The 23,800-nt window shown below is 39.7% G+C and carries 19 protein-coding genes; 11 read left to right on the top strand and 8 right to left on the bottom strand.

Annotated features, from left to right (window positions below; all coding sequences use genetic code 11):
- Positions 1 to 202 precede the first annotated feature (202 nt).
- From H6G18_RS04350 to H6G18_RS04335, 4 genes are all read left to right on the top strand, one after another.
- Positions 203 to 2,398: a zinc metalloprotease HtpX gene (locus tag H6G18_RS04350; RefSeq protein WP_190405862.1), complete on the top strand. Its 2,196-nt coding sequence runs from the start codon at positions 203 to 205 to the stop codon at positions 2,396 to 2,398.
- A 633-nt stretch (positions 2,399 to 3,031) separates the two neighbouring features.
- Positions 3,032 to 3,529: an RNA recognition motif domain-containing protein gene (locus tag H6G18_RS04345; protein ID WP_190405861.1), complete on the top strand. Its 498-nt coding sequence runs from the start codon at positions 3,032 to 3,034 to the stop codon at positions 3,527 to 3,529.
- Positions 3,530 to 5,124: 1,595 nt separating this feature from the next.
- On the top strand, positions 5,125 to 6,393 hold the full coding sequence (locus H6G18_RS04340; RefSeq protein ID WP_190405860.1) for a glycosyltransferase family 4 protein: 1,269 nt from the start codon (positions 5,125 to 5,127) through the stop codon (positions 6,391 to 6,393).
- A gap of 279 nt (positions 6,394 to 6,672) precedes the next feature.
- Positions 6,673 to 8,406: an Rqc2 family fibronectin-binding protein gene (locus H6G18_RS04335; RefSeq protein ID WP_190405859.1), complete on the top strand. Its 1,734-nt coding sequence runs from the start codon at positions 6,673 to 6,675 to the stop codon at positions 8,404 to 8,406.
- A gap of 39 nt (positions 8,407 to 8,445) precedes the next feature.
- Here H6G18_RS04335 and H6G18_RS04330 read toward each other — a convergent pair whose 3' ends face one another.
- A complete protein-coding gene (locus H6G18_RS04330) occupies positions 8,446 to 8,976 on the bottom strand; it encodes a DUF4330 domain-containing protein (RefSeq protein ID WP_190405858.1) in 531 nt (176 codons plus the stop codon).
- Between the two features lie 384 nt (positions 8,977 to 9,360).
- Here H6G18_RS04330 and H6G18_RS04325 point away from each other — a divergent pair, with 384 nt between their 5' ends.
- Positions 9,361 to 10,215 carry a M48 family metallopeptidase gene (locus tag H6G18_RS04325; protein ID WP_190405857.1) on the top strand — a complete coding sequence of 285 codons (855 nt, stop codon included), beginning with the start codon at positions 9,361 to 9,363 and terminating at the stop codon, positions 10,213 to 10,215.
- Positions 10,216 to 10,438: 223 nt separating this feature from the next.
- On the opposite strand, the gene H6G18_RS04320 is transcribed toward H6G18_RS04325, so the two are convergent.
- The 4 genes from H6G18_RS04320 to H6G18_RS04305 all read right to left on the bottom strand — a co-directional run bounded on the left by H6G18_RS04320 (position 10,439) and on the right by H6G18_RS04305 (position 16,317).
- Positions 10,439 to 10,894 carry an SRPBCC family protein gene (locus H6G18_RS04320; protein ID WP_190405856.1) on the bottom strand — a complete coding sequence of 152 codons (456 nt, stop codon included), beginning with the start codon at positions 10,892 to 10,894 and terminating at the stop codon, positions 10,439 to 10,441.
- A 43-nt stretch (positions 10,895 to 10,937) separates the two neighbouring features.
- Positions 10,938 to 12,377: a 9,9'-di-cis-zeta-carotene desaturase gene (zds, locus tag H6G18_RS04315; protein WP_190405855.1), complete on the bottom strand. Its 1,440-nt coding sequence runs from the start codon at positions 12,375 to 12,377 to the stop codon at positions 10,938 to 10,940.
- A gap of 282 nt (positions 12,378 to 12,659) precedes the next feature.
- Complete coding sequence (locus H6G18_RS04310) at positions 12,660 to 12,836, bottom strand: ribbon-helix-helix protein, CopG family (RefSeq protein ID WP_190405854.1); 177 nt, start codon at positions 12,834 to 12,836, stop codon at positions 12,660 to 12,662.
- A gap of 1,840 nt (positions 12,837 to 14,676) precedes the next feature.
- Positions 14,677 to 16,317, bottom strand: coding sequence for a DUF6930 domain-containing protein (locus H6G18_RS04305; protein WP_190405853.1), 1,641 nt, complete (start codon positions 16,315 to 16,317; stop codon positions 14,677 to 14,679).
- Between the two features lie 313 nt (positions 16,318 to 16,630).
- Between H6G18_RS04305 and H6G18_RS04300 the strand changes: the two genes are divergently transcribed.
- The 3 genes from H6G18_RS04300 to H6G18_RS04290 all read left to right on the top strand — a co-directional run bounded on the left by H6G18_RS04300 (position 16,631) and on the right by H6G18_RS04290 (position 17,885).
- A complete protein-coding gene (locus H6G18_RS04300; protein ID WP_190405852.1) occupies positions 16,631 to 16,987 on the top strand; it encodes an iron-sulfur cluster assembly accessory protein in 357 nt (118 codons plus the stop codon).
- Positions 16,988 to 17,087: 100 nt separating this feature from the next.
- Positions 17,088 to 17,510, top strand: coding sequence for a hypothetical protein (locus H6G18_RS04295; RefSeq protein ID WP_190405851.1), 423 nt, complete (start codon positions 17,088 to 17,090; stop codon positions 17,508 to 17,510).
- Positions 17,511 to 17,627: 117 nt separating this feature from the next.
- Positions 17,628 to 17,885 (top strand): hypothetical protein, encoded by a 258-nt coding sequence (locus H6G18_RS04290; RefSeq protein ID WP_190405850.1) that lies wholly within the window; start codon positions 17,628 to 17,630, stop codon positions 17,883 to 17,885.
- Between the two features lie 9 nt (positions 17,886 to 17,894).
- Here H6G18_RS04290 and thyD read toward each other — a convergent pair whose 3' ends face one another.
- Both thyD and H6G18_RS04280 read right to left on the bottom strand, forming a co-directional pair.
- Positions 17,895 to 18,815, bottom strand: a complete 921-nt coding sequence (gene thyD / locus H6G18_RS04285) for a thylakoid membrane protein ThyD (RefSeq protein ID WP_190405849.1) — start codon at positions 18,813 to 18,815, stop codon at positions 17,895 to 17,897.
- Between the two features lie 296 nt (positions 18,816 to 19,111).
- Positions 19,112 to 20,248, bottom strand: a complete 1,137-nt coding sequence (locus tag H6G18_RS04280) for a cob(I)yrinic acid a,c-diamide adenosyltransferase (protein ID WP_190405986.1) — start codon at positions 20,246 to 20,248, stop codon at positions 19,112 to 19,114.
- 210 nt (positions 20,249 to 20,458) lie between these two features.
- Between H6G18_RS04280 and fraC the strand changes: the two genes are divergently transcribed.
- From fraC to H6G18_RS04265, 3 genes are read left to right on the top strand one after another with little or no spacing between them, the layout of a single operon-like run.
- Positions 20,459 to 20,998, top strand: coding sequence for a filament integrity protein FraC (gene fraC / locus H6G18_RS04275; protein WP_190405848.1), 540 nt, complete (start codon positions 20,459 to 20,461; stop codon positions 20,996 to 20,998).
- A gap of 57 nt (positions 20,999 to 21,055) precedes the next feature.
- Positions 21,056 to 22,087, top strand: coding sequence for a septal junction protein FraD (gene fraD / locus H6G18_RS04270; protein WP_190405847.1), 1,032 nt, complete (start codon positions 21,056 to 21,058; stop codon positions 22,085 to 22,087).
- Between the two features lie 47 nt (positions 22,088 to 22,134).
- Positions 22,135 to 22,908: an ABC transporter permease gene (locus H6G18_RS04265; protein ID WP_190405846.1), complete on the top strand. Its 774-nt coding sequence runs from the start codon at positions 22,135 to 22,137 to the stop codon at positions 22,906 to 22,908.
- Position 22,909: 1 nt separating this feature from the next.
- Here H6G18_RS04265 and H6G18_RS04260 read toward each other — a convergent pair whose 3' ends face one another.
- Positions 22,910 to 23,569, bottom strand: coding sequence for a pentapeptide repeat-containing protein (locus tag H6G18_RS04260; RefSeq protein WP_190405845.1), 660 nt, complete (start codon positions 23,567 to 23,569; stop codon positions 22,910 to 22,912).
- Between the last annotated feature and the right edge of the window lie 231 nt (positions 23,570 to 23,800).

Raw genomic sequence — 23,800 nt, 5'->3', positions numbered from 1 at the left:
AATTATGAATTAGAAATTGCTAGGCTGGAATTTACTGGCATTTAAAATCAGTTCAACAAAACTCATTACTCAAACATCAACTCAGAAAACCCTGTCAGGTTTGGGTTTGTTCATTTTGAATTTTGAATTTTGAATTGGTATGAGATCCGCGCTTTTGCATCACCGTAGGTCAATTAGCAGAGATGGGAGTGCCAGAATTTCTATGCCTTCACATACTGAATCGGCTTTGGAGGCTGGTTTAGCGGCCCTCAAACAGGGAAATTATCAAACAGCGATCGCTCAACTAGAACCCATAGCCACCTATCAGAGTCAGGGAAATGCTAGCCTGCAAGCCAGAGTGGGCTTAGTAATGGCTTATGCTCGCAGTGGCGAACTTCGTAAAGCGATCGCCCTGTGTCAAACCCTGACTGAAAGCCAAAACCCCCAAGTGAAAGAATGGGCCAATGTTGCGCTAACACACTTAACCAAAAAACGCAAAAATTCTCAAAAATCACCAAATTCTCATCATGCAACCGCAGATAATTCTCCAGCACAGACAGCAGCAAATACCCAACCTCGGTATTCATCAGCTGTGCCATCTGTCGACTTTCAAAATCAATATGTAGGTAACAATGGATTATTAAACTCTCCAAGTTACACCCAACCCAAAGAATTCGGGATTTATTGGCGACAAGCAAAACGCGCTAAAGTTTGGCAACCCTTAAAAAAGCCCAGCCTCATACCCTTGCGCTTGCTATCAGCAGGTACATTCATGGCTGTGTTTTGGGTGCTGCGAGAAATCCTCAAGTTCGTCATGGCAACCATTAACATAACGTTAGTCAAGCTACCTTACTTGGAACCATTGCAGCTGTTATATCGAGATCCTAGCCGATTAGTGTTTGTAGTTTTGTTTGTAGCGATCGCCATATCGCCTTGGTTGCTAGATTGGCTATTGGCTTATTTCTATGGTCAAAAAGAGTTATCTAAAGATATATTGCCTAACTACAGTCGGGAAACGCCCCGTGTGCTGCATCGTTACTGCCAACAGCGACACTGGCCATCACCCCAACTCAGAATTTTACCCATATCAGCACCGATAGCATTGACATATGGTAATTTACCCCGAAATGCCAGAATAGTTGTCAGTCAAGGGTTATTAGAGCAACTAGCAGATGATGAAATTGCCACAATCTATGCTTCACAACTAGGGCAGATTACACACAAAGATTTTGTCATCATGTCGTTGGTACTGCTGATAACACTACCAATTTACAAACTCTATCAGCAACTTGCTGCATGGGCAGACAAATTATCAAAAGGTGTATTTCATTGGCCGTTTACTATTGGCTCTAGTTTGGTTTATGGGTTGTGGTGTGTGCTAACTGGTACGGCGTTGCTGTACTCACGACTCAGACCTTACCATAGCGATCGCCTAGCTGCGGAAATTACAGGTAATCCCAATGCCTTAACACGCGCTTTGCTGAAAATCAGTATCGGCATTGCGGCAGATGTGCAGAGGGAAGCACAAACAAGTGGTCAATTGGAAAGTTTAAATATTTTACTGCCAGTAAGCTATCAACAAAGTATTTCGCTAGGGAGTATTGCCGGACATCTCACCTTTGAATCTATGTTGATGTGGGATAGCGTCAACCCCTATCGCCGTTGGTTGACAATTAATAATACCCATCCCTTAATTGGCGATCGCATTCGTAACCTATGTCAAATAGCCCAGCATTGGCATATAGACCCAGAAGTTCATCTGACTAGCCAAAAATCACTCAGCGAGAAAACATTACAAGTTACCCATCAATCATTCTTACTGCAAACAGCTCCTTTTTTGGGACTTCCTCTAGGTTTCGTATTTGCTGGGTTGATTTGGCTAACTTGGCAAACAGCCTTCGCATTCAAGTTTTTAAATTTGAAGTGGATTTATGAAGACTGGTCATTCGTTATAGGTTGCCTACTCATCGGCTTTAGCATTGGTATAGTCATCAGGATGAATTCCTTTTTTCCCAACATCAAACAAAACAGCGTCCAAACTGATCAACAACTACCATATTTGTTAACCAATCCTTCTAGCCTACCCATAGATAGCATTCCCGTGCAATTTGTCGGTAAGCTATTAGGCCGCCAAGGCATGAGTAATTTTTTATCTCAAGACTTAATTCTCCAATCCAGCACAGGCTTGGTGAAACTACACCATGTTTCTTGGCTAGGACAACCAATTAATCCCCAAGATTTAATGGGTCGGCAGATTATTGTTACAGGCTGGTTTCGTCGAGGTGCCACACCTTGGATAGATATCCAAACCATACAAACCCAAAGTGGTAAATCTATTCATAGTCCTCATCCCATTTGGTCTACTATTTTGGCTGTCGCAGCCCAAGCTTGGGGAGCTTATATTTTCCTCGTAGGTTAGATGAGCAGGGAGCAGGGGAGAAAACTGTTGACTATTGACCAATGGAAATGTAAATAAAAGTTGCAATTTATTTTAAAAAATGTTACTTTTTCTTGAGAGATAATAAGCAATCAAAATAACGCAGCTAGTGAGCTTAGTTATTGCTACACGGTTGCCTGCGCCAATCTATCTGTTTTATCCTCCCAACACAGCAGCAAATCGACCAGCCACAGGCTGGTTTTTGTTTCATTTATTTATGCTTGAAAAAAAAGATGTACTTTATGCTACGATTTCTTAATACTAATGCTAGAAAAGTGTATGGTGAACTAGCTACGTAGAAAATACCGTGATAATGTAAGGAGTGGTATTTAACTCTGCGGGCAAGGGCAGACAAAAAAATCTTACTGTTAATAGGCAGTAAAACAACAAATTTAAAACTTTTAGAATTAAGGTGGTAGTAGTTGAGCGTTTGTACGCTCTATGATTAAACAAGCTTGATCCCAACAAAAAACTGTATTGTATAAGTTGACAGTTTGGAGTAAAAAAATTGGTTTACGGCAGTCTTGGTCAATAGCAAATAAAAGTCAAAGCCAAGCAATTGATTTATTGCCTTGCCATGTTCACCATGTTCATTCAACTCTGGAGGTATAGTTCATGTCCGTGCGCCTATACATAGGCAATTTGCCAAAAGAAGAAATAGATCGTCAAGAATTGCAAGCTGTTTTTGCCGCAGAAGGCGATGCTGTGACGACTAAACTAATCAAAGACCGCAAAACTGGCAAATGCCGTGGTTTTGGGTTCTTGACAGTAAATAATGATGAACAAGCTGACCAAATTATAGAAAAGTATAATGGTCAATTGTTTAAAGAAACGCCCATCAAGTTAGAAAAAGCCTTACCACGCACAAAAGGTGACGAAGGCGAGGAGCAACCAACTCCTAAAGCAGCAACTACCTCTGGTGGTCATGCTGCTCCTAACACCAATAAAGAAGGCAATCGTCGTGAAAAAGGCGCTAAGAAGTCTCGGCGCGGCGGTGGTACTCGTGAAAATACCACCACAACTACTGATTCAGATGCTATTCGTCCAGATCCACGTTGGGCTTCTGAATTAGAAAAGCTGAAGCAGATATTAGCAGCCCAAGCCACTAATTAAGTGACCAGCGTCAGAAATTAAAAATTAAAAGTCAGAGTTTTTTGATTTTTAATTTTTAATAGATAACGATTCACTGTCTCAATGGTGAATTGTCGCCACTTTTGTAAGTGCGATAAGCTGATAAGCTATGCCCCGCCGTAGGTGTTCGCTATTTTTGAGTAAATATTGGCTGATCTTGTTAGTTTAGATGAACTGATAGTACCAGTAAGTTATGCCAAAGGTAGCTATCACCTACGTCAGAGCGTAGCCTATTGCACTTGTTCAAATCCAGTAAATTTTCTTTCATCTTCCAGAGTCAGAAGTACCAAGGTGAGGGCAAGGTAAAATTTCTCGACTGGAATCAATTTTAATTGCTTACGTATATCTAAGATAGATTACAGTAAAAGTCGAATAATTTGTAAACCCCTTGAGTTTCAATCAATATCTGATTAAACTCAAGGGGTTTTTAGTTTAGGACTGAAGCAACTAGACTATTCGTGTGGGAGGATTTCGGGGTATAGGGGTTTTGAATACCTACACCCTTACATTTCTATACTTCTACAACCCTTACCCAAACATGGAATTTTCGGTTTATTGCGTAATATCAAGGTCAGATCATACGTCTGGTTGATAATGGGTAAGCTAATAGGTAATACCATTTTGGATTTTGGATTTTAAGATTTGGGATTGAAAACCGCTTGGTGTATCTGGTTTTTCTCCGTCCATCTGTCGCAATCATTGTTCAAATTGGTATAACTCTTTTTTATAATTGCGGATTAACAACAGTATTTATCTTGTTTTATTGGTTTCATTACGTTTAACCCCGCCTACTTTTGCAGTAATTTGTCCAGTTAGTTTTGAGGCTTATCTATTAATTAATTCAATATTGGCCAAGAAATAGCAACTATTTTTCAGAGAGAGGAGAGAGCTAAATGTGAGATGTAATTTTATTTGGAGGAAGAATTTTAATTATTAGTTAAGAGGGCATGGAAAATTAATTTTTTCCATTTTCCATATTTTTAAAATTCTTTGATTATGACTTATAACTCTCTCAGGATTTTCCTGGAAAAACTGTATTGTGAATTACAAAAATTTTATTTAGTTATTAGTAATATTAGCCACCCAAGCCTTAATGAATATAGTCATTTAATTTCATTAAAAAAATTAAGTAATTACTGGGGATATTTAAGGATATATCCCAGATAGGAACGTAAAGTTACGTAAATTCAAGAAGCATTTTAAGTGAAAATACGGTTAATCAAAAATCTATAAATTACGAATTCGCGTATATTTGCTGAAGCAATATGATGAGGCATTAGTGAAAAAATTTAGAAATTAGTAGCACAGAAAAAAGTATATCTGCATATTCATCACTAGCCAAATAGAAGTTCATCTATCACAAGCATTAGATATATGTATGACCATTTATATATAAAGAGATTAAATGTAAATACTGAGCAAAAAATTATAATTACTGTATTAGATATATAAAAATATTTGACATATTAAATTAAAATAAAGATTACTCAAACTTCCTACATAATTCACGCAATAGTGGTGTCAGCACACCTGGAACTGACCGCTACTTTACTTAAAATCAGCAACACACACAAACTATGAACTCTAACACTGAAAAACGCATAGCTTTAATTTCAGTTCATGGAGACCCAGCAATTGAAATTGGCAAAGAAGAAGCTGGAGGGCAAAACGTTTACGTGCGCGAAGTGGGTAAAGCATTAGCCCAATTAGGATGGCAAGTGGATATGTTTAGCCGCAGAGTGAGTACTGAACAAGAGTTTATTGTTCACCACAGCCCACTTTGTCGAACAATTCGCTTAACAGCAGGGCCAGAGGAGTTTGTACCAAGAGATAATGGTTTCAAGCATTTACCAGAATTTGTACAACAATTGCTTCAATTTCAAAAGGAAAATAACATCAATTATCCATTAGTGCATACAAACTACTGGCTTTCTAGTTGGGTGGGAATGCAATTAAAAGCAATCCAAGGTAGCAAACAAGTTCATACATATCACTCATTAGGGGCAGTTAAGTATAAAGCTATAGATACGATTCCTTTAATTGCCACTAAGCGTTTATCGATAGAAAAACAAGTACTAGAAACAGCCGAAAGAATTGTTGCTACTAGTCCCCAAGAACAGCAACATATGCGATCGCTTGTTTCTGCTAAAGGCTACATTGATATTGTTCCTTGTGGTACAGATATTCAACGCTTTGGCTCAATTGGTAGACAAGCAGCCAGAACTGAATTAGGAATTGATCAAGAAGCAAAAGTTGTGTTGTACGTAGGACGTTTTGACCAACGTAAAGGTATTGAAACCTTAGTACGTGCAGTTAATGAGTCTAAATTGCGTGACTCTCACAAACTAAAACTAATTATTGGCGGTGGTAGCACTCCGGGTAATAGCGATGGCAGAGAGCGCGATCGCATTGAGGGTATTGTACAAGAATTGGGAATGGGCGATATTGCTAGTTTCCCTGGTCGTCTTAGTCAAGATATCTTACCCGCCTACTATGCTGCTGCTGATGTTTGCGTTGTTCCCAGCCACTATGAACCTTTTGGACTTGTGGCAATTGAAGCAATGGCAAGTGGTACACCTGTAGTAGCCAGTGATGTTGGCGGACTTCAGTTTACCGTAGTTCCCGAAAAAACGGGTTTATTAGTACCACCAAAAGATATTGCTGCTTTCAAGGTGGCAATTGATCGAATTTTGATGAATCCAGAATGGCGAGATGAGTTAGGTGGATCTGCTAGAAAACACGTTACCGACAAATATAGTTGGGACGGAGTGGCGGGTCAACTAGATGGAATATACACTCAGTTGTTGACACCACAACTTAAAGAAGTAGCATTGATTACCAAGTAGAATCTTTTTATCCCCCTTTGTAATTGATTGATAGGGAATTGGTAGTAATTAAAACTAAGAAATTAGGGAAAATTTCCTATTACACCTTTTCCCTAAATTTTTTGTTTTTATAAAACTACTATTGTTTGTCAATAAGTAAGTCCATAATATTTCCCAGGCGACAGTCTGGACTTGTAAAATTCCAGAGCAGGTAACGGCTTTTTTATTTTATTAACCAAGAATTTAGAGAAGATAGAAGTATACTAGCCATTGACCTGTAAGTGCCAGTGACTCATTGTTGTGCAACCAGTAGACTTTACGACCCTCACAGCTACTTGTAGCGAACTCCGCGCTCACTGGCTACCATCTCGCCTAGAGCAAGTTTATCAGCGCGATCGCTACACTATTGCTATAGCTTTACGCACCCTCAACACCAGAGGTTGGCTACAAATATCTTGGCATCCCCAAGCAACTCACATTTGTATTGGTGATCCACCACCACGCACACCAGATACCTTCACCTTCAGCCAACAATTAGTACACCAGTTGGGGGGATTAGCCTTAGTCGCTATTGAAGCGATCGCTCCCTGGGAGCGTGTGATTGATCTACAATTTGCTCGTCGCCCTGGAGATGATGTCCTGTACCACATCTACGGGGAAATTATGGGCAAATACAGTAATCTCATTCTCACCGATGCTAACAATATAATTATTACTGCTGCCCATCAAGTGAGTCAGCAACAATCAAGCGTCCGTCCCATTCAAACCGGACAACCTTACGAAACACCGCCCAAACTTACCGGCACTATCCCTAGTTTGCAAGAAACTCAAGCACGTTGGCAAGAAAGGGTGAGTTTAGTACCAGGAGCAATTAAGCGTCAGTTACTCAAAAGTTATAGCGGCTTGAGTGCGGTTTTAGTAGAGTCGATGTTGTTAGTAGCCAAAATAGCACCAGATACAACTACCGATGCCTTAACGCCTGAAGACTGGGAACGTTTATTTACACGCTGGCAAGAATGGTTACACGCCTTAGATGCGGGAAAATTTCAGCCAGCTTGGATGGTAAACGGATATACAGTCATGGGTTGGGGTGCTGTTGCACCAACAAAAGATATTCAAACATTAATCAATGAATACTATAGCAAACAGCTAAATCAACAATTATTTGCCCAATTGCGCCATCAACTGAGTCAAAAATTAAGTAATATTCTGGGCAAATTACGCAATAAAGCCCAAACCTTTAGCGATCGCTTACAGCAATCAGATAGAGCTGATGAATATCGCCAAAAAGCCGATTTATTAATGGCGCACCTGCAAACCTGGGAACCAGGGATGAAAGAAATTACCATCCCTGATTTTGAGACAGGCGAGCCTGTGGCGATCGCTCTCCAGCCAGATAAAAATGCTGTGCAGAATGCCCAAAATCTTTACAAACAGCACCAAAAACTCAAACGCGCCCGTATAGCTGTCGAACCACTACTGCAAGAAGTACAGACAGAAATCGACTATTTAGAGCAGGTAGAAGCTGCGATTTCCCAAATAGATAACTACCAAACACCAGAAGATTTACAAGCCTTAGAAGAAATCCGCGACGAATTAATCGGACAGAAATATCTAGAAGAGTTAGAGTATCGCAGCCGTAATCAAAATGAAACTGCTACCACTAACTTTCATAACTATGTCACCCCTAACGGCTTCCAAGTCTTAATTGGTCGCAACAATCGCCAAAATGACCAGTTAACATTTCGGGTAGCAGGAGATTATGACTTATGGTTCCACGCCCAAGAAATTCCCGGAAGTCATGTACTATTGCGTTTAGAACCAGGAACTGTTCCCGAAGCATCTGATTTGCAGTGTGTAGCCGATTTAGCAGCTTATTACAGTCGCGGTCGTCAGAGTGACCAAGTACCAGTCGTTTACACTCAGCCTAAACACGTTTATAAACCCAAAGGCGCTAAACCAGGAATTGCCATTTACAAACAGGAACGTATCCTTTGGGGAAAACCGCAATCAGTGGATGTGGAGCAAAAATAATAACGCCTGTAGACGTTGCATTGCAACGTCTACTATTCCCTAACTTTGTAATCTGACATCGATGACAGTTGCATTAAAATTGTAGTTGAAGCCTTCCAACTCAAAGGGCATACCAATTTTTACTTTACTATTACCTAAAACTGGGCCGTCTTTAGTAACTTGTGCATTACCGTTTAAGGTTAAAAGCATATCTGTACTAAAGTTATTAGCTTTGGGATCTGGTAATTCTTTGACAGAACCATCCGGTTGAGAAACTACCACTGTTCTGGGTAAAAGTTGCACAGATTTAATTTCAATCTCTCCGTAAGGCTGATTACGAATAATGACTTTGGTTTTACCACCTTTTTTGAACCCATTTTCAAATAACTGTTCTGGATCGCGCACATTCAAACCACGGACTGCTAAATCTACCTCTAAAGGTATTGTTTTAGCGCCAACTTGAGCAACAGTACCAGAAGTACCTGGAAATACAAAGATGCCAAATATAACCATCACAATCACTAGCAAAGCGCCTAAATCGAGAATATTGACTTTGCCAAACAAGCGACCTTTAGAATCTAAAATAGCCATAAAAATTTTTCCAGATTAACGCAGAGTAATTGATTCTCACAACAAGTTTTATCAGGTATACAGCAACTTTTCCACTATTAGCAGTTGCAGTTACGCGCCAGTTTATCATGAGTTGAGAAATTGAGATTGGGGAGATGAAGGAGCAGGGGAGTAAGTAGGTCGGCGTAAATAATTATTGTTGGAATAAGGCAGGGGGCAGGGGGCAGGGGGAGAAAGAGTTTGAGCTTTATTTACTTTTCTTCACATAGTTTGGTTTTATTGCACCGACTTACTTAATGACTAATGACTAATGACTAATAACTAAGTTAATAGTGCAACTTAGAAAACGATAGATGCGTCATGTTATTTAACGTTCTCCCGAAATTATCTTCTAACCGGATTTATATGAATAGGAAAGGCTTGGTGGCAAATTACCGTGTGTGGCGACGACGCTGGTTTTATCCATTAATTTCGGTGGTAGTCGCTTTGGGTCTGTGTCTAAGTACACCTTTAGTCGGAAAAGCTATAGACTTACGTCCGCTTTTATTACAAGGTGTGCAAGTACTTCAGCTGTCTAATATATCCGATCGCCAGGAAGTTGATCTGGGCAGCCAGATGAATCAGCAATTGCGTAGCGGCGAGGTAAGAATTTCTCGAAATGCGGAAATCAATCGCTATGTGGAACAAATTGGACAGCGCTTGGCTGCAAATAGCGATCGCCCCAATCTTCCTTTTACATTCCAAGTAGTTGACAATGATGCTGTAAATGCCTTTGCTACTTTAGGTGGGTTTATTTATGTCCATACAGGTTTAATTAAAACCGCAGACAATGAAGCGGAACTAGCTAGTGTGATGGCTCACGAAATTGGTCACATTGGTGGTAGACATTTAGTTAAACAGATGCGACAAAGGGCGCTTGCTAGTGGTGTAGCATCAGCCACAGGTTTAGACCGCAATGCAGCTGTAGGAATTGGTGTGGAATTAGCCCTCAACCGTCCCCGCAGTCGTCAAGATGAATATGACGCAGATGCAAGAGGATTAAGAACCTTAACAAGGGCCGGTTATGCCCCATCTGCAACGGTTTCCTTTATGCAGAAACTAATGAGAAGCGGTGGTTCTGTACCAACATTTTTGAGTACTCACCCTGGAACCAGCGAGCGCATCAATGCTCTGAGAAAAGCTATTAATTCCCGACCTACTAATACGCGTGACGGATTGGATAATGCTGCCTATCGAGCTAGAATCCGTTCAATTTTGTAAAAAATGCGATTGAAGCAGTCCCTAATTACAGCAGATTTCACGTTAATGAAGTACACAAGATTAGTCCCCAGCCCAAGTATCAAGCCTGTGTTACTTCTAAATTCTAAATTCATCAAGTCTGCTGTATTGTTTATGAAGTTGGGGGTGTTCTGCTTCCAGAAGCAACAGTTTGTAACACTGCTTAGTAGAGACGCAATTGATCGTGTCTCTACTAAATAGTCTGTTAAAGGTTAACTGATGACTGATGAAGATTCAAAGCATATTGCCTAAACCTTTCTAAATCAGCTTGAATTGTCGATTCTACGGCTCGCCCTAAAAACAAGTTATCCATGATTTTACCCAGAAAGCCAGGTATAGCATAGGAAATAGTCATCTTGACGATACTATGACCGTGGCGATCGTAAAAGCGGATAGCGCCTTGATTGGGTAAACCATCAATCGATTCCCACTGAATGATCTGGTGGGGAATTACCTTAGTAATGCGGGATTTCCAGGTAAATTCCAGTCCACCAGTATTGAGTTTCCAAAGCGATATATCAGGGTTTTCCGGTGGAACTTTCACAGAATCAATCCACTTCATCCACTTGGGCATTTGCTCTAAGTCAGCCCACAAGCTCCATACTAAATCTATGGGGGCTTCTACTTCTACCTGTACGCTATGCTCTAGCCACTTAGACATTCTGTTTTGGATTTGAGATTTGATTAGATTAGCAGCTTTGGCTTTATTTTTTAAGATCCTCTAGGATGGCTTTTGCTGCCCGCCGTCCTGAAACTGTTGCGCCTTCCATGCTATCAATGTAGTCTTGCTGCGTATAACTACCTGCTAGGAAGAAATTTGCTATGGGAGTTTTTTGGTTAGGACGGTAAACATCCATACCTGGAGCTTCTCGGTAGAGCGATTGAGCTAATTTGACTACGCTGTACCAAGTCATATTTAGCTCCCTTGATGAGGGGAACAGTTCATGCACTTGTTTGAGGACGTGTTGGGCGATCGCTTCGTTACTTTGCTTAATGAATGGGTCTCCTGGTGTCAGTACCAGTTGTAATAATGAACCTTGACCTTGACGATAATAATCACTAGGGCTAGTCAAAGCCAAATCAGCAAAACAGGAAAAATCAGCATCTGCGGTATATAGCAAATTATCTAGTCCGGCTGCCTCTTTTAGCTGCTTGCGTCGATTTTCATCTTGCAGTTCCGTCACCCAGCCATCAAATCTCATCTGCACAGTGGCGACTGGTACTGCATCTAACTTGTAAATGTTATCAAATTCTGACCATTTCCGCCACTCTTGCGGTAAAACTCGCTGTATTCCTGGGATATCGCAAGCACAAACATAGGCGTCTGCTGTAATCTCTTCGATCTCATCACCTTGAGCAACGACTATGCCTGTAACGCGATTTGCTCCCTCGACTTCAGCATATTTAATTTCTCGTACTTGCCGACGAGTATAAACTTTTGTGCCTCTAGCTTCTAAATATTTCAGAATTGGTTGGTGCAGATATTCATCAGGGGAACCTTCCAACATCCGCAGTACCGAAGCTTCGCTTCTAACTGCGAAGAATTGGAAGATTGTCAGCATACAACGGGCGGAAATATTTTCACAATCAATAAATCCCAAAGCATAAGCAATGGGGTTCCACATCCGTTTGATACTACCGTTACTGCCGCCATGACTACGAAACCAATCGGCAAAGCTAATTTTATCTAGGTTACGGATGGTTCTCATCGCCCCATCAAAGTCTATTAACCCACGTACTATGGGGCTTGTACCTAAGGCGATCGCATTTTGTAGTTTATCCTGTAATGAGAGTTGGGAGGTAGTAAAAAACGCCTTCAACCCATTAAAGGGCGCACCTGTGAAGAAGCGAAAATCTAAAGCACCAAGCTTTCCCCCTCTGTTAACAAAGGTGTGGGTATGTTCTTTGAGACGTAAATGAGAAAATGCACCCACCTTATTCATGAGTTCAAACAGTTGGTAGTAGCACCCAAAAAAGACGTGCAGACCCATTTCAATATGGTTGCCATCGCCATCAATCCAACTGCCAACTTTACCACCGACAAACGGACGGGACTCAAAAATTTGGACTTCACAGCCAGCATCAGCTAAATCTATAGCGGTTGCTAGCCCAGCCAATCCCGCACCTATGATTGCAACGCGCATTCCGTCCTTCCTTATTCAGCTTCTTTACAAATTGTAACTGGGTTGGTGTCGGAATTTGCTACTTATATAAATTCAAGCAGTACATTGAAGGGCAACAAAGTCATGCCCCTGATGATCAATATGCTTTTATTACTCCTTTTAATCCTGGTGACTAGAGACACCTGATTCCAAGTGTGTGTATTCCAGTAAACTAACTTTCGTTAGTAAAAGCAGATTAAAAAAGCATTTTAGATATTTTTTGACTAATCACATAGACGTGCAGTAATAAAATTAAAACACCTCCTATCGACCAGCTTCTTTGCTGTCATCTGATACAGCTAAGCTTCTAATAAGTTCTCGAATCACATCAGTTGCTGGTCTACCTGTCTGTTGACAATATTTTTCCAGTTTTTCTGCTTCTTGTGCTGCTAAGTTAACAGTTATGCGTTTAACGGCCCATTTTTTATTAGTCATTATCATGCTATTTGCTGTGTATTGACATCATCAAAAACAACTTAATCAAAGATGAAGACGATAAGATTATCAGAATTTGTGTCACGAAACAAGCGATACCGTTAATGATAAAAATGTCCTTTTTGTCAAATTATTCATTGTTTTTCCAGAAAATATAAGAAATAAATTCCTCCAGAGAAAGGAATAATAGGGTACACTCACTATTTCATGCCATAACCTTAGTAATAGGACACTAAAGTTTGACAGTTAAATTGTATAAATGAGTCTAACTTATTTAATGTTCACTCCGTAAAATTCTCCAATTTTTTGAATTATCAAAAGTATGTGACATTCTCATCCACTCAATATCACCCACAACTCTGGATAGAGTATCTTCCATCAGCAATCACATTCAAGTAAATATCATTAAGCAATTACTCTCATGGTTAATATTATCGAGTCAGTAGATTCATCGAAGTCATGGTTTGGTTGATTTTTCCAGGTTGCCCTAATCTGCATTAATTACTTTCTTTTTCAATGTAGGATATACACTTTTGGTGTAATAGCTAAGAAATGCAGCGCTTACAGCAAATAAACTTCCTTAATCCGTTGAAATAATCAACTCAATCAGGCCAAGCTTAAAGATTTCTACTACCTTTGCTAAGGTCTGTAGTTAATCTTACAAGAAACTAACCACTATAAGTCTTAGATAAATTTGATTACAATTCTTTGTTACCTAAATAATAAGGATGTAATTAACTCGCCTTTGTTCCTGTAATTTATACTTTTATTTTTTACATATTTCATCAATTGCTGATTATTAATTAGTTTACTTTGTAGTTGACAACAGCACAGCTTTCCAAAAGTTGTAATTATCTAGTTAAGTATTTATCTACTGGAATATTTTGATTTAGAAGTTGATAATCAGTTATATCTGTCCAACTTAATAATCTCTTGGTAAAACAAGAAGTTATCCATCTAATTCATTTGTATTTTTGATTATTGACAAAATTACAGTATTTTTCCGTAAATTCCCGAAAAAAAACTTAGATGTCTAATTACATTAATCCAGCATAAATAGCTTTAATTCCTTACTATTAGCACCCATAAAATAAATGATGACAAACCTCTTGTCTCAGCAATTGTTTTGTCGTTGTACAGCTATTATATCCATGTTTTTTACGGTTGTATTAATCTTTATCAAAAGTACAATTTATCTTTTTTATTTATAAGAAAAGAATAAAGTCAAAGTAATTATAACTAAAAATTTGATTAATATTATTGACAAAACCTGAAAATACAACATCAGACATATCTGATTTTATTAATTATTTATCTCAGTTAGATTGTTTTCCAAAAAATCTAGTGCTAGTTATTTTTTAGATATTGTGAAGCCACAATATGAATTTACCCAGATAGTTACTAAAAATTACAAGAAAACTGATATTTTGTGAAATTTTAATAAAGTAACAATGGCTAGCTCGAAAATAGGGTTTAGGGACTAGAGAAGAGAGAGGCTTTAAAACCTTATTTTTCGTTGATAGTTCAGGGTATTTAAGCCCCTCTCCATGTCAGAGCGAAAAGTCTGAGCGGAGGCTTCCTCCGAACAGAACTTTTCAAGACAGAGGGGTTGAGGTGAGGTTCGTCAAACTCACGTTAATAGATGATCAGCACAGCCTCAGTAATATTTTGCTACTTCCCTGACAGTAGTTCTCATGGTGTAGGTAAAAAAAGGTATGTAACAATTAAGGATGAAAAAATCTCCACCCGCAAGAAGATAGAGATTTTGTCAAATTTAAAGAATTATTTGAGGAAGTTGTGCTTCTAAGCCTGTTTCATAAGCCAATATTCCTATTGACTCCAGATATTATTCCAATTGAAACTGGGGCATAAGTTGGAGAGTTCCGAGACCTAAATCTTTGGGTGAGAGCGATCGCGCTTCAAATAGAGCCATCATATCCCGCAATTGGGGATTACCACGGGAAGCACCAGTCAAGCCTTTGGAAATAATTAATCCACAGAAGCCTTTGGTATTTTTACAGCGTTGATTCCACTTGCGACGGGCTTCTACATGAACTGGATCATCATCTAAAAATTCCCCGAATAAGAACAATTCACCATTTTGTGTTTGCAGTAAACCCAAGTCGTAGCGATCGCCATCAACAGGATCAGCCCCCGGATTAAAGCAGATGGCTTGTAATCCCCCGGCGGCTTCAATATTTTCGATGACAGTCTTTGCTTTGGGGCGAGAGGTTTGAATCAAAATCACCGGTAGACCATCACCTACTTGTTTAAATTCACCCAGTTGATGATACTTCACCCCTTGACGCAGATACTCCAACATTTCCCAAGACACCACGCCCAAACTGAGAAATGAGTCTTCTGGTATTAGGTCATCTCGCAAGGAACGAGACTCGATCGATTCTAATTCGCCAAATTCTTCTTCATCTATCACTAAGTCTGCCATTTCTTCTAACTCTGCTGCAAGTTGTGGCATAGTAGACACAGTTACAGATACTGCTTTCGTAGTTTCATCAGATACAGGTAGAGAAATGCGATAGCGATGATTCAGACTGGTAAACTCTCCACTCGACAATTGGCGGCGATGGTCACGAATGAAGCGAAAAAGGCTTTCCAAAGCGAGGAAGACAACAGCAGCCTCTTCCTCATACAAAACAGAGCGTAATCCTTCTAATGGGTGGATGTTACCGAAAGTAGGTGTAATTTCCGATAATGCCAAATCGGCTAAATCTTCAAATTCATCTTCATCATCATCCTCATCCTCAGATTCAAAAGTGAGGAACAAGCAATCTTGTTTGAGAAAAGCCTCTTCTAAATGTCCTTGGGATTCTTCATCACTTAAAACTGCGGAACGAAATCGCTTGAGGGAATCTTCTGAGCGATAAAACAAAATCCCATACTCCATTCCCAGCATTCCCATGACTGAGGCGTAGAGTGTACCTACATCCCATTTATTAATTTCTATAGATATGATTTGCTGTTCTTCTAAAAATTCCCAGGGGGCTGCTTGCCAAATAGCATACGCTTTTTCGTGTAAAGCTTTGGCATACTGTGGAGGAACATCGGGAATTTGACTGTCGATGATTTCTGTAAATCCCCGAAACAGTTCATCAATTAAAGGTAACTCTGGAGAATAATCGATGGCAATATCCAAATCTTGGAGAACACCACGTAGATAAAACTGGATTTCCCGATCGCGCACGACAATCTTTTGGGGTCGGGCGGGTTTAGCTGGACTGTGGGGATGTTCCATTGCTCGCATTAAGGTGCGAACGATCGCTTCTGGCCCAGTATCTTCTGATATGACATCCATTCCCCGCACAATACCTTGTGAGCCATCTACCCACAAAATACAATCGCCCTTGGACTCTGAATGAAAATTTGGGGTCTGCGGTGATGACAACGGACGACGATCGCCCTCCCATACAGAAGGAATTTGGGTTAATTTCTTCAACCGACGACTGGTAGAGCGATTAAAACTTGTCATAGAGTAGGTTAATCAGAAACAAGCAATGGAAAAGTAAACTTTTGGGAATGGCTGGCCACGAAGCATAATGTTCTTGGCTTGGTTGTAACTCAGTCTGTTAAAAGGCTGGGACTCTAAAAATACCAAATCTTTGAACATATTGAGTCTCTCAATTCTAGAATAAAAATCTTTGCTTGCTTTTGACGGAGTGTTGACAATTTGGCAATTAGCGTCATGATTGTCGCTAGAATGAATACAAAAACTAAAAGACAACCCAAGGGCAATCACAAGCCCGAATGGAATATTTTACATTAATTAAGGAGTTTCCAAGCGGATGACACAAGCAACTCAGTCTCAACAACGCGGCATACTGTTGAGCGAAGCCGCTTTACGGCAAGTCAAATCCCTCCAAGATAAGCAAGGCCAAGATTTATGCTTGAGGGTAGGAGTAAGACAAGGTGGCTGCTCTGGGATGTCTTACATGATGGACTTTGAACAGGAAAGTCAGATCACCCCTCAGGATGAAGTTTTTGATTACGATGGTTTCAAAATTGTCTGCGATCGCAAAAGCATTTTATATCTTTATGGCTTAATGCTTGATTATAGCGATGCCATGATTGGTGGTGGTTTCCAATTTACCAATCCTAATGCTACTCAGACCTGCGGTTGCGGTAAGTCATTTGGAGTGTAAAATTGTCAATTGTCAGTGGTCAGTGGTCAGTGGTCAGTTGCTCATAACTACTGACTAATGGCTAATGACTAATGACCAATGACTAATGACTAATTAACTAATGACTAACACTGTTGATTCCCTGTTTGATACAGGTTTAGAACGCTATAAAGCTGGAGAGCCTGCTGCTGATTTAATCCCTGTATTTAAAGAGGTATGCGATCGCGCTCCCAAAGCCAGTGCTGCTTGGATTTGTCTATCTTGGTTGTATCTCCTAGAGAATAAACCAAACTTAGCTTTCAAAGCTGCACAAAAAGCTGTAAAAATCAATCCCCAAGACCCACAAGCTAGGGTTAATCTTGCTGTGGCCATGTTGGAAACTGGTGAAAAAGGCCTGCGCCAACATATTGACATTACACAACAATTAATGCTCGTCAATCCCGAATGGCGAGATGAAATTCAAAATAGTATTGAAGATGGTTTAAGCAGAAAACCTGATTGGCAAAGCTTGGCGAAAGTCAAAAGCTGGTTGTTTAATGAATAAATGAATAGAAGTTAGGGATTAGGGTCTAGGGACTAGAAAATTAATTAAAACTATTTTTTATCCCCACTCCCTACTCCCCTTCGACTGCACTCAGGGCAAGCCCACTCCCCACTTCCTATGAAAGAAAAATTATTAAACTGGCTCAACTTGATTTTAGTAGCGGATGTATTTCTGGTATTGCTAGGCTTTGCTTGGTTTGCGATCGCTGTTATGGGTGAAGCAGCCGGAGTCAATTTAGGTTTAGATTTGTGGCACAAACTCTGGCAACCTGTATTTAACCCAGCTATTGGCATCCTTATGGGTGGCGCAATTCTCAGTGGTTTGATCAGTTGGGTATCCCGAAAATTTTTCCAAGAACAAACAACTGACAACTGACAAACAACATTATCTCAAAATTTCTTGCAATGCTGTTTGTAAATTAGAATACTGATATTTAATACCAGCTTCTAAAGCGCGCTTGGGAAGTACTTGTTGACCTTCTAGAACAACGATCGCTCCATCTCCTAAAAGAGCTTCGAGTGCAAAACCAGGGACAGGTAGCCAGGAGGGACGATTCATTACTTGTCCCATAGTTTGGCTCAAATCATTCATCCGTACCGGATTTGGTGCAGTAGCGTTATATACGCCTTCTAGTTGTGGGTTAGTTAAGGCTTGCACAATCAGATTCACCAAATCATCGATGTGAATCCATGAAAACCATTGCCGACCACTCCCTATAGGCCCCCCAGCATAAAGTTTGAAAGGGGTAATCATTTTTCCTAAAGCACCGCCTAACCCCAGAACAATACCCAAACGTAATATGACTAGGCGCACACCTGATTCTTTGACTTTTTGCGCTTCAGCTTCCCAAACTTGACAAACTTGGGCGAGAAAATCGCCACCAGATGAACTATTCTCATCAAAGGTAGCAGTTTCACTTGTGCCGTAGTAACCTATGGCGGAAGCATTAACTAACACAGTAGGCTTGGGATTGGCTTTCGCTATGGCTTCGACTATTTTTTGTGTTCCTAGCTGACGGCTGTTGAGGATCTCACGTTTATGTTCTGGTGTCCAACGTGTCTCAGCTATGGGTTCTCCTGCCAAATTGACTACACCATCACAACCAGCAATTACATCTTGCCATGCCCCAGAGGTGGTGGGTGTATAAGCCACAATTTCTACATTGCCAAAGGTCTGTGCCGGAAAATGTCTTCGAGCCGATGTAGTGTTACGAGTTAAAACTATTATTTGATGACCTTCTTTGTGTAGTCGTTGTACCAACCGAGTACCGACAAATCCTGTTGCGCCTGTAATTGCTACTTTCATAATGCACCTCCACCAAATCCCTATTTTAAAGTTTTTTATCAATTTTTCAACTTATGTTGCTGGGATTGGGGATTGGGCATGGAAATTAGCCAATGCCCCATATAACTAAGTGTAATTATTTGCTTTTGGTGGTGAATATGGTGGTAAACATCATCAGTAAACCACCTAGAAAAATAGTTAGCGCCAATCCTCCTGTAATCCAGTCAAGCAGATTTTGATTGTCCATAGTCAAAAGTCAGTAGTCTATAGTCCATAGTTTATAGTCAAAAGTTCATGACTAATGACTAATAACTAATTTAAAAATCTACACCTCGTTTTAGTTCTACGCCTTGATTGGCATAGTGTTTGTGACAGTAGACTTCGGAGTGAATGCTGGCTAGGTCAAAATATGCGGGGTGATTTTGGCAACGTCCAGTAATGATAACTTCGGTGTCGCGGGGTTTACGAAGTAAGGCTTGGACAATTGGTTCTACAGGAAGTAGTTCCAAGTCAACGGTGGGATTGAGTTCGTCAAGAATGATGGTTTTATAGAGTCCAGAAGCGATCGCAATTTTGGCAATTTCCCAACCTCGTTCGGCTTCTACGTAGTCTAATTCTTGCCGAGAATTGCGCCAAACGATCGCATCTCGACCGCAGCGTTGATGATCTACTACCTCAGGGTATGATTGCCGTAAGGCGGCGATCGCTGCATCTTCCGTATAACCACTACCACCTTTGAGCCACTGCATAATTAATACCCGTGTTGACCCCGGATGGTTGATTCCTCTACCAATTGCTTGTAATGCCTTACCTAAAGCACTGGTAGATTTACCTTTACCTGCGCCGGTGTAAATTTCAATCCCGTTAATTAAAAGTTCTTTGGCTGTGGGGTGGTGTAGGGGTTTCATTTCCGAGTGTAAATCCGCAATATCCAGTAATTTTTGCGGCGCACCTCGTCCTGTGGCGATGATTTCTAACTCTTGGGGTTTAGATTTTAATGTCTCTACTACCTCATCTACCGAAAGCAACCCTAAATCGAGGACTGGATTAATCTCATCTAAGACGACGACAGAATATAAACCAGAGGCGATCGCACCTTTGGCGACATCCCAACCCCTTCTCGCCTCAGCACGGTCAAAGGTTGTGATTTCCTCTGCTCCAAAAAATTCTGCTCTCCCAGTGCGTACTTGGTCAATTAAATGTGGAAATCCACGCTGTAAAGCAGCGATCGCTCCATCTTCGTCATAATCCCGTTCTGGCCCTTTTAAAAAGCGCAGTAGTAATACACGGTTGGAATTGTTCGGTGTGTTTATCCCCAAGCCAATGGATCGTAAAACTACACCCAAAGCCGCTTGAGATTTACCTTTACCGACACCATCATATACGTGAATTTGGCCAGTGAGCCGTTCTGAACGCACTTGCGCTGTGCGGATACCGATGCCGTTTCTTGTCATCTGTGGAAAAGCTGTAACGTGGCAGTCTCCCATCTTACCGGAGGTGATGAGGCTATGCTCTAATACAAAATTAATAATCGCCTTCTTACTGAGTATTTTAACGAAAAATAGGAGTATACTGGCACACCAAGAGAGTTAATAGCCATCATGAACTGGGTATTCAGTATTACAGTTATACTCTCTACAGTTTCCCCTTCCTTTTGAGTGTTTATGTTTGAAGATGTGACTCTACCGAGAATTTGGCCGATTGGTGCAATTTTGTTTAACTTGTTGTTTTTACTGATTGCTATTCCTATAGAAGGATATATTTACCATAGAAGATTAAATTTTGATAAAAAGACCAGCATTTTTTATGCGATCGCCGTCAATACCTTTTCTGGCGTAATTGGTTGGGTAATCTTTTTTTTCTTAGAACCTGTATTACCAGTAACTCTAAAAGCGGAGTTGATGAATTACATATTCTTTAATGTTTTTAGATCAACTAATACCCAAGGTATGCTCATTTTAACTACTTTTATAATTTTCTTTGCTGCTTTCTTAATGAAATTCTTTCTTTTAAGAATTTTTGTTTTTTCCTTAAGTGATGAGATAGGAAAAAAGAAAGAAAATCCCCCACCACTTCAGCGCCAAAAAGTCCGTTTTATTAGTAAAATTAGATTTCAAGATACAAATTTAGTGACTACTACACTCATCGCCAATTCTTTGAGCTACACTGCTGTAACTATTATTTTATTGTTTCGTAATAGGTAGTCGAAGCATTTAATTATTTTTCTAGATATATAGTTAACAAATAAGGGAGGTAAGGGTGTGAATTTTTTATTTAAAGACCTTTTTGGAGTATTTAAAATTTTTGAAGATGTTTATGAACGTGTTAGAAAAGTATTAGTGCCACCCAAGGCATATTCTTGGCAAACATTTATTTATTTAAGTCTTTTTTCGTGGGTAATATCCTATTTTGGCACAGGTTATATCAGAGATATAATTGCACTTTGTGGTTGGTTATTTTTAATTGCAGGTACAGCTTGGTACACAACTGATGATCCTTTGAGAGTTCCAGGTACTTTCATGCCCGTTGGAGCAGTGATTACAGGATTTTTAGTTAGTGTTTTTGCTTTTGGTAATCAAGAAGAAGTGATTACTCCCAGAACAATTGTACTTTGGCCTACAATCTCAGCCTTAATTACAGCAATTCCTGAATTTATTGAAGGAAGTGATACTGACTCTAAAACTCGGATTCCTAAACCAGAAGCTAGGCAAAAAATTATCGTTTTGGTAGCTAGTTGTATGATGATAAGTTGCTGGCTACAATTTTACTTTGTTCTAGATAAATGGTTACAACAATATCCGAGTTTGTCAGTAGAAAATTTTGGGCGTAGTACTTTTGTAATTACCAGAGAAGAGCCTGAAAAAATTCCTACTAATGGAGTTGTAATTTTGGATAGGCTGCAACCATTAGTTGAAGAACAAATTGCTGAAAGACCTTGGTCAGAAGTTGAAAGATGGCTTCTGGAAGCAAACGTCAGAGTAGGTCAATTAGGCAGACAAGTGTTAGATAAAAATTTAGCTCAATATGAAGAAAAAGCACTCTGGCGTATTGAACCTCGTGTGGTTAATGTTAAGTCTGGTTACAGGTTAGATTTACTGAGCATTTGGACAGGCCCAACTTCTAACCCCCGTGGTTATTTTCTCAGAAAGTCTTGTCAAATTGACCCCGTAGCTGCAACTTCCAGTACTACCACCATAAACGGTAGATTACCGGAGGAGAAAAAGGCAGTTGCAGAAATACAATGCGATCGCTTGAGTAAATTATTCTCAGGCGCAGCACCACCGCAGCAGTAAAGTGGGGAAATGAGGAGAGAAAGGGAACGATTATTTACTAAATAACTATGATGAGAATTTTTGTAATTGCTAAAAATGTATTTCTGGAAATGGTGCGCGATCGCATCCTATACATTATCGGTTTCTATGTTTTGATTTTGGCTGTAGCTATTCGTGCTTTACCTGAATTTGCTGCATCAACTGAAAATAAAATGTTTCTAGACTTCGGTCTCGCAGCGATGAGTGCAATTAGTTTAATTATCGCTGTATTTGTGGGTACAGGATTAGTTAATAAGGAAATAGAGAAACGGACTATTTTGTTATTAATTGCTAAACCTGTTAGCCGTGGAGAAATTATCACGGGGAAATTCTTTGGCTTATCTTCCGTACTAGCTGTTTTAATTGCTAGTATGACGGCAATTTATTTGATATTTTTGCAGTTTGGCAATATTCCCCATACAACAGCAAGTATTTTAATTACAGTCGTGTTTTTGTGTTTGCAGTTATCTTTAATGACTGCTGTAGCTATTACCTTTGGGGTATTTACTAGCTCCTTGTTGGCTGTCGCTTTGACTTTTGCCGTTTATTTAATGGGGAATATTACTCAAAATCTGGTACAGTTGAGCCGGATGAGTCGCAATCCTGTGATGGAAAGTATCAGTCAGATTTTGTATCTGATATTGCCGGATTTATCTCGATTAAATTTCAAAAATGATGCTGTTTACGGTCTACAAGCACTACCTGATACATTTGCACTAATTGGTCATGCTGGCTATGGTTTGGTTTATATTGTGATGATATTGGCGATCGCTATTTCTCTCTTCTCTCGACGGGAATTTTAAATCATTCAAAAATCACTATTTGGAGATTGTGAATTTTCCCATCAGGCATGATAGTGTCGCGTAATTTGGCATAGGCTATTGTTGCTGCTTCTAGATTGGCATCACTTAAATTAGCCTTGGTTAAATTTGCCCAAGTCATATCAGCATTAGTTAAATTAACCTCTGTTAAATTAGCTTCTAGTAGTGTGGCTCCAGACAAATTTGCATCTGTCAAATTTGCTTTGACTAAATTGGCTTCAATTAAGGATGCTTCAACTAATATAGCTTGAGTCATATCTGCTTCACGCAAATCAGCTTCGCACAAAGAAGCTCCCCAAAGATTAATATTATGACATTGCGATCGCCACAACAAAGCCCCACACAAATTTGCTTGTGCTAAATCAGCATTTGTTAAATTTGCTTCCGATAAGAAAGCCTCACATAATTTAGCTTCACGCAAATTAGCTTGTGATAAATTTGCTCCAGAGAGGTTTGCACCTGTGAGAATACAGCCAGATAAATTGGCAAATCTTAAATCTGCTCCTATTAAATTAACACCACTTAAATCAACCGTGTTTAAGTCAATTCCACTCAAATCACAGCCACTAAAATCTCGACGATGACAAAGTTTATCTTTGATTTGACTGAGTATTAATGCCTGTGGGTCAGCAAAATTTCTCATGTTATTCACCTGCAAGTGTCAATGAGCGAAATAGACAATTGTGAAAGTTACTGTATATAGATATTACACCCTGAGAACTAAATATATAGAGCAAAAATTTTCCTAAAAGGTAGAATTTATTTTGCTTTCATGCAAAATGACTTTAGTCAGTTATTTTAACAACATAAATAGCTGATAAAAGTCAGGAAAAATTAATAATGTCAGAGAATGACATACTTAAAAAACAATTGC

It is taken from the genome of Anabaena subtropica FACHB-260 (assembly GCF_014697105.1).
Lineage (GTDB): Bacteria > Cyanobacteriota > Cyanobacteriia > Cyanobacteriales > Nostocaceae > Trichormus > Trichormus subtropicus.
Note: the sequence above shows the minus strand (reverse complement) of the source record. Positions and strands in the feature narration are given on the sequence as shown.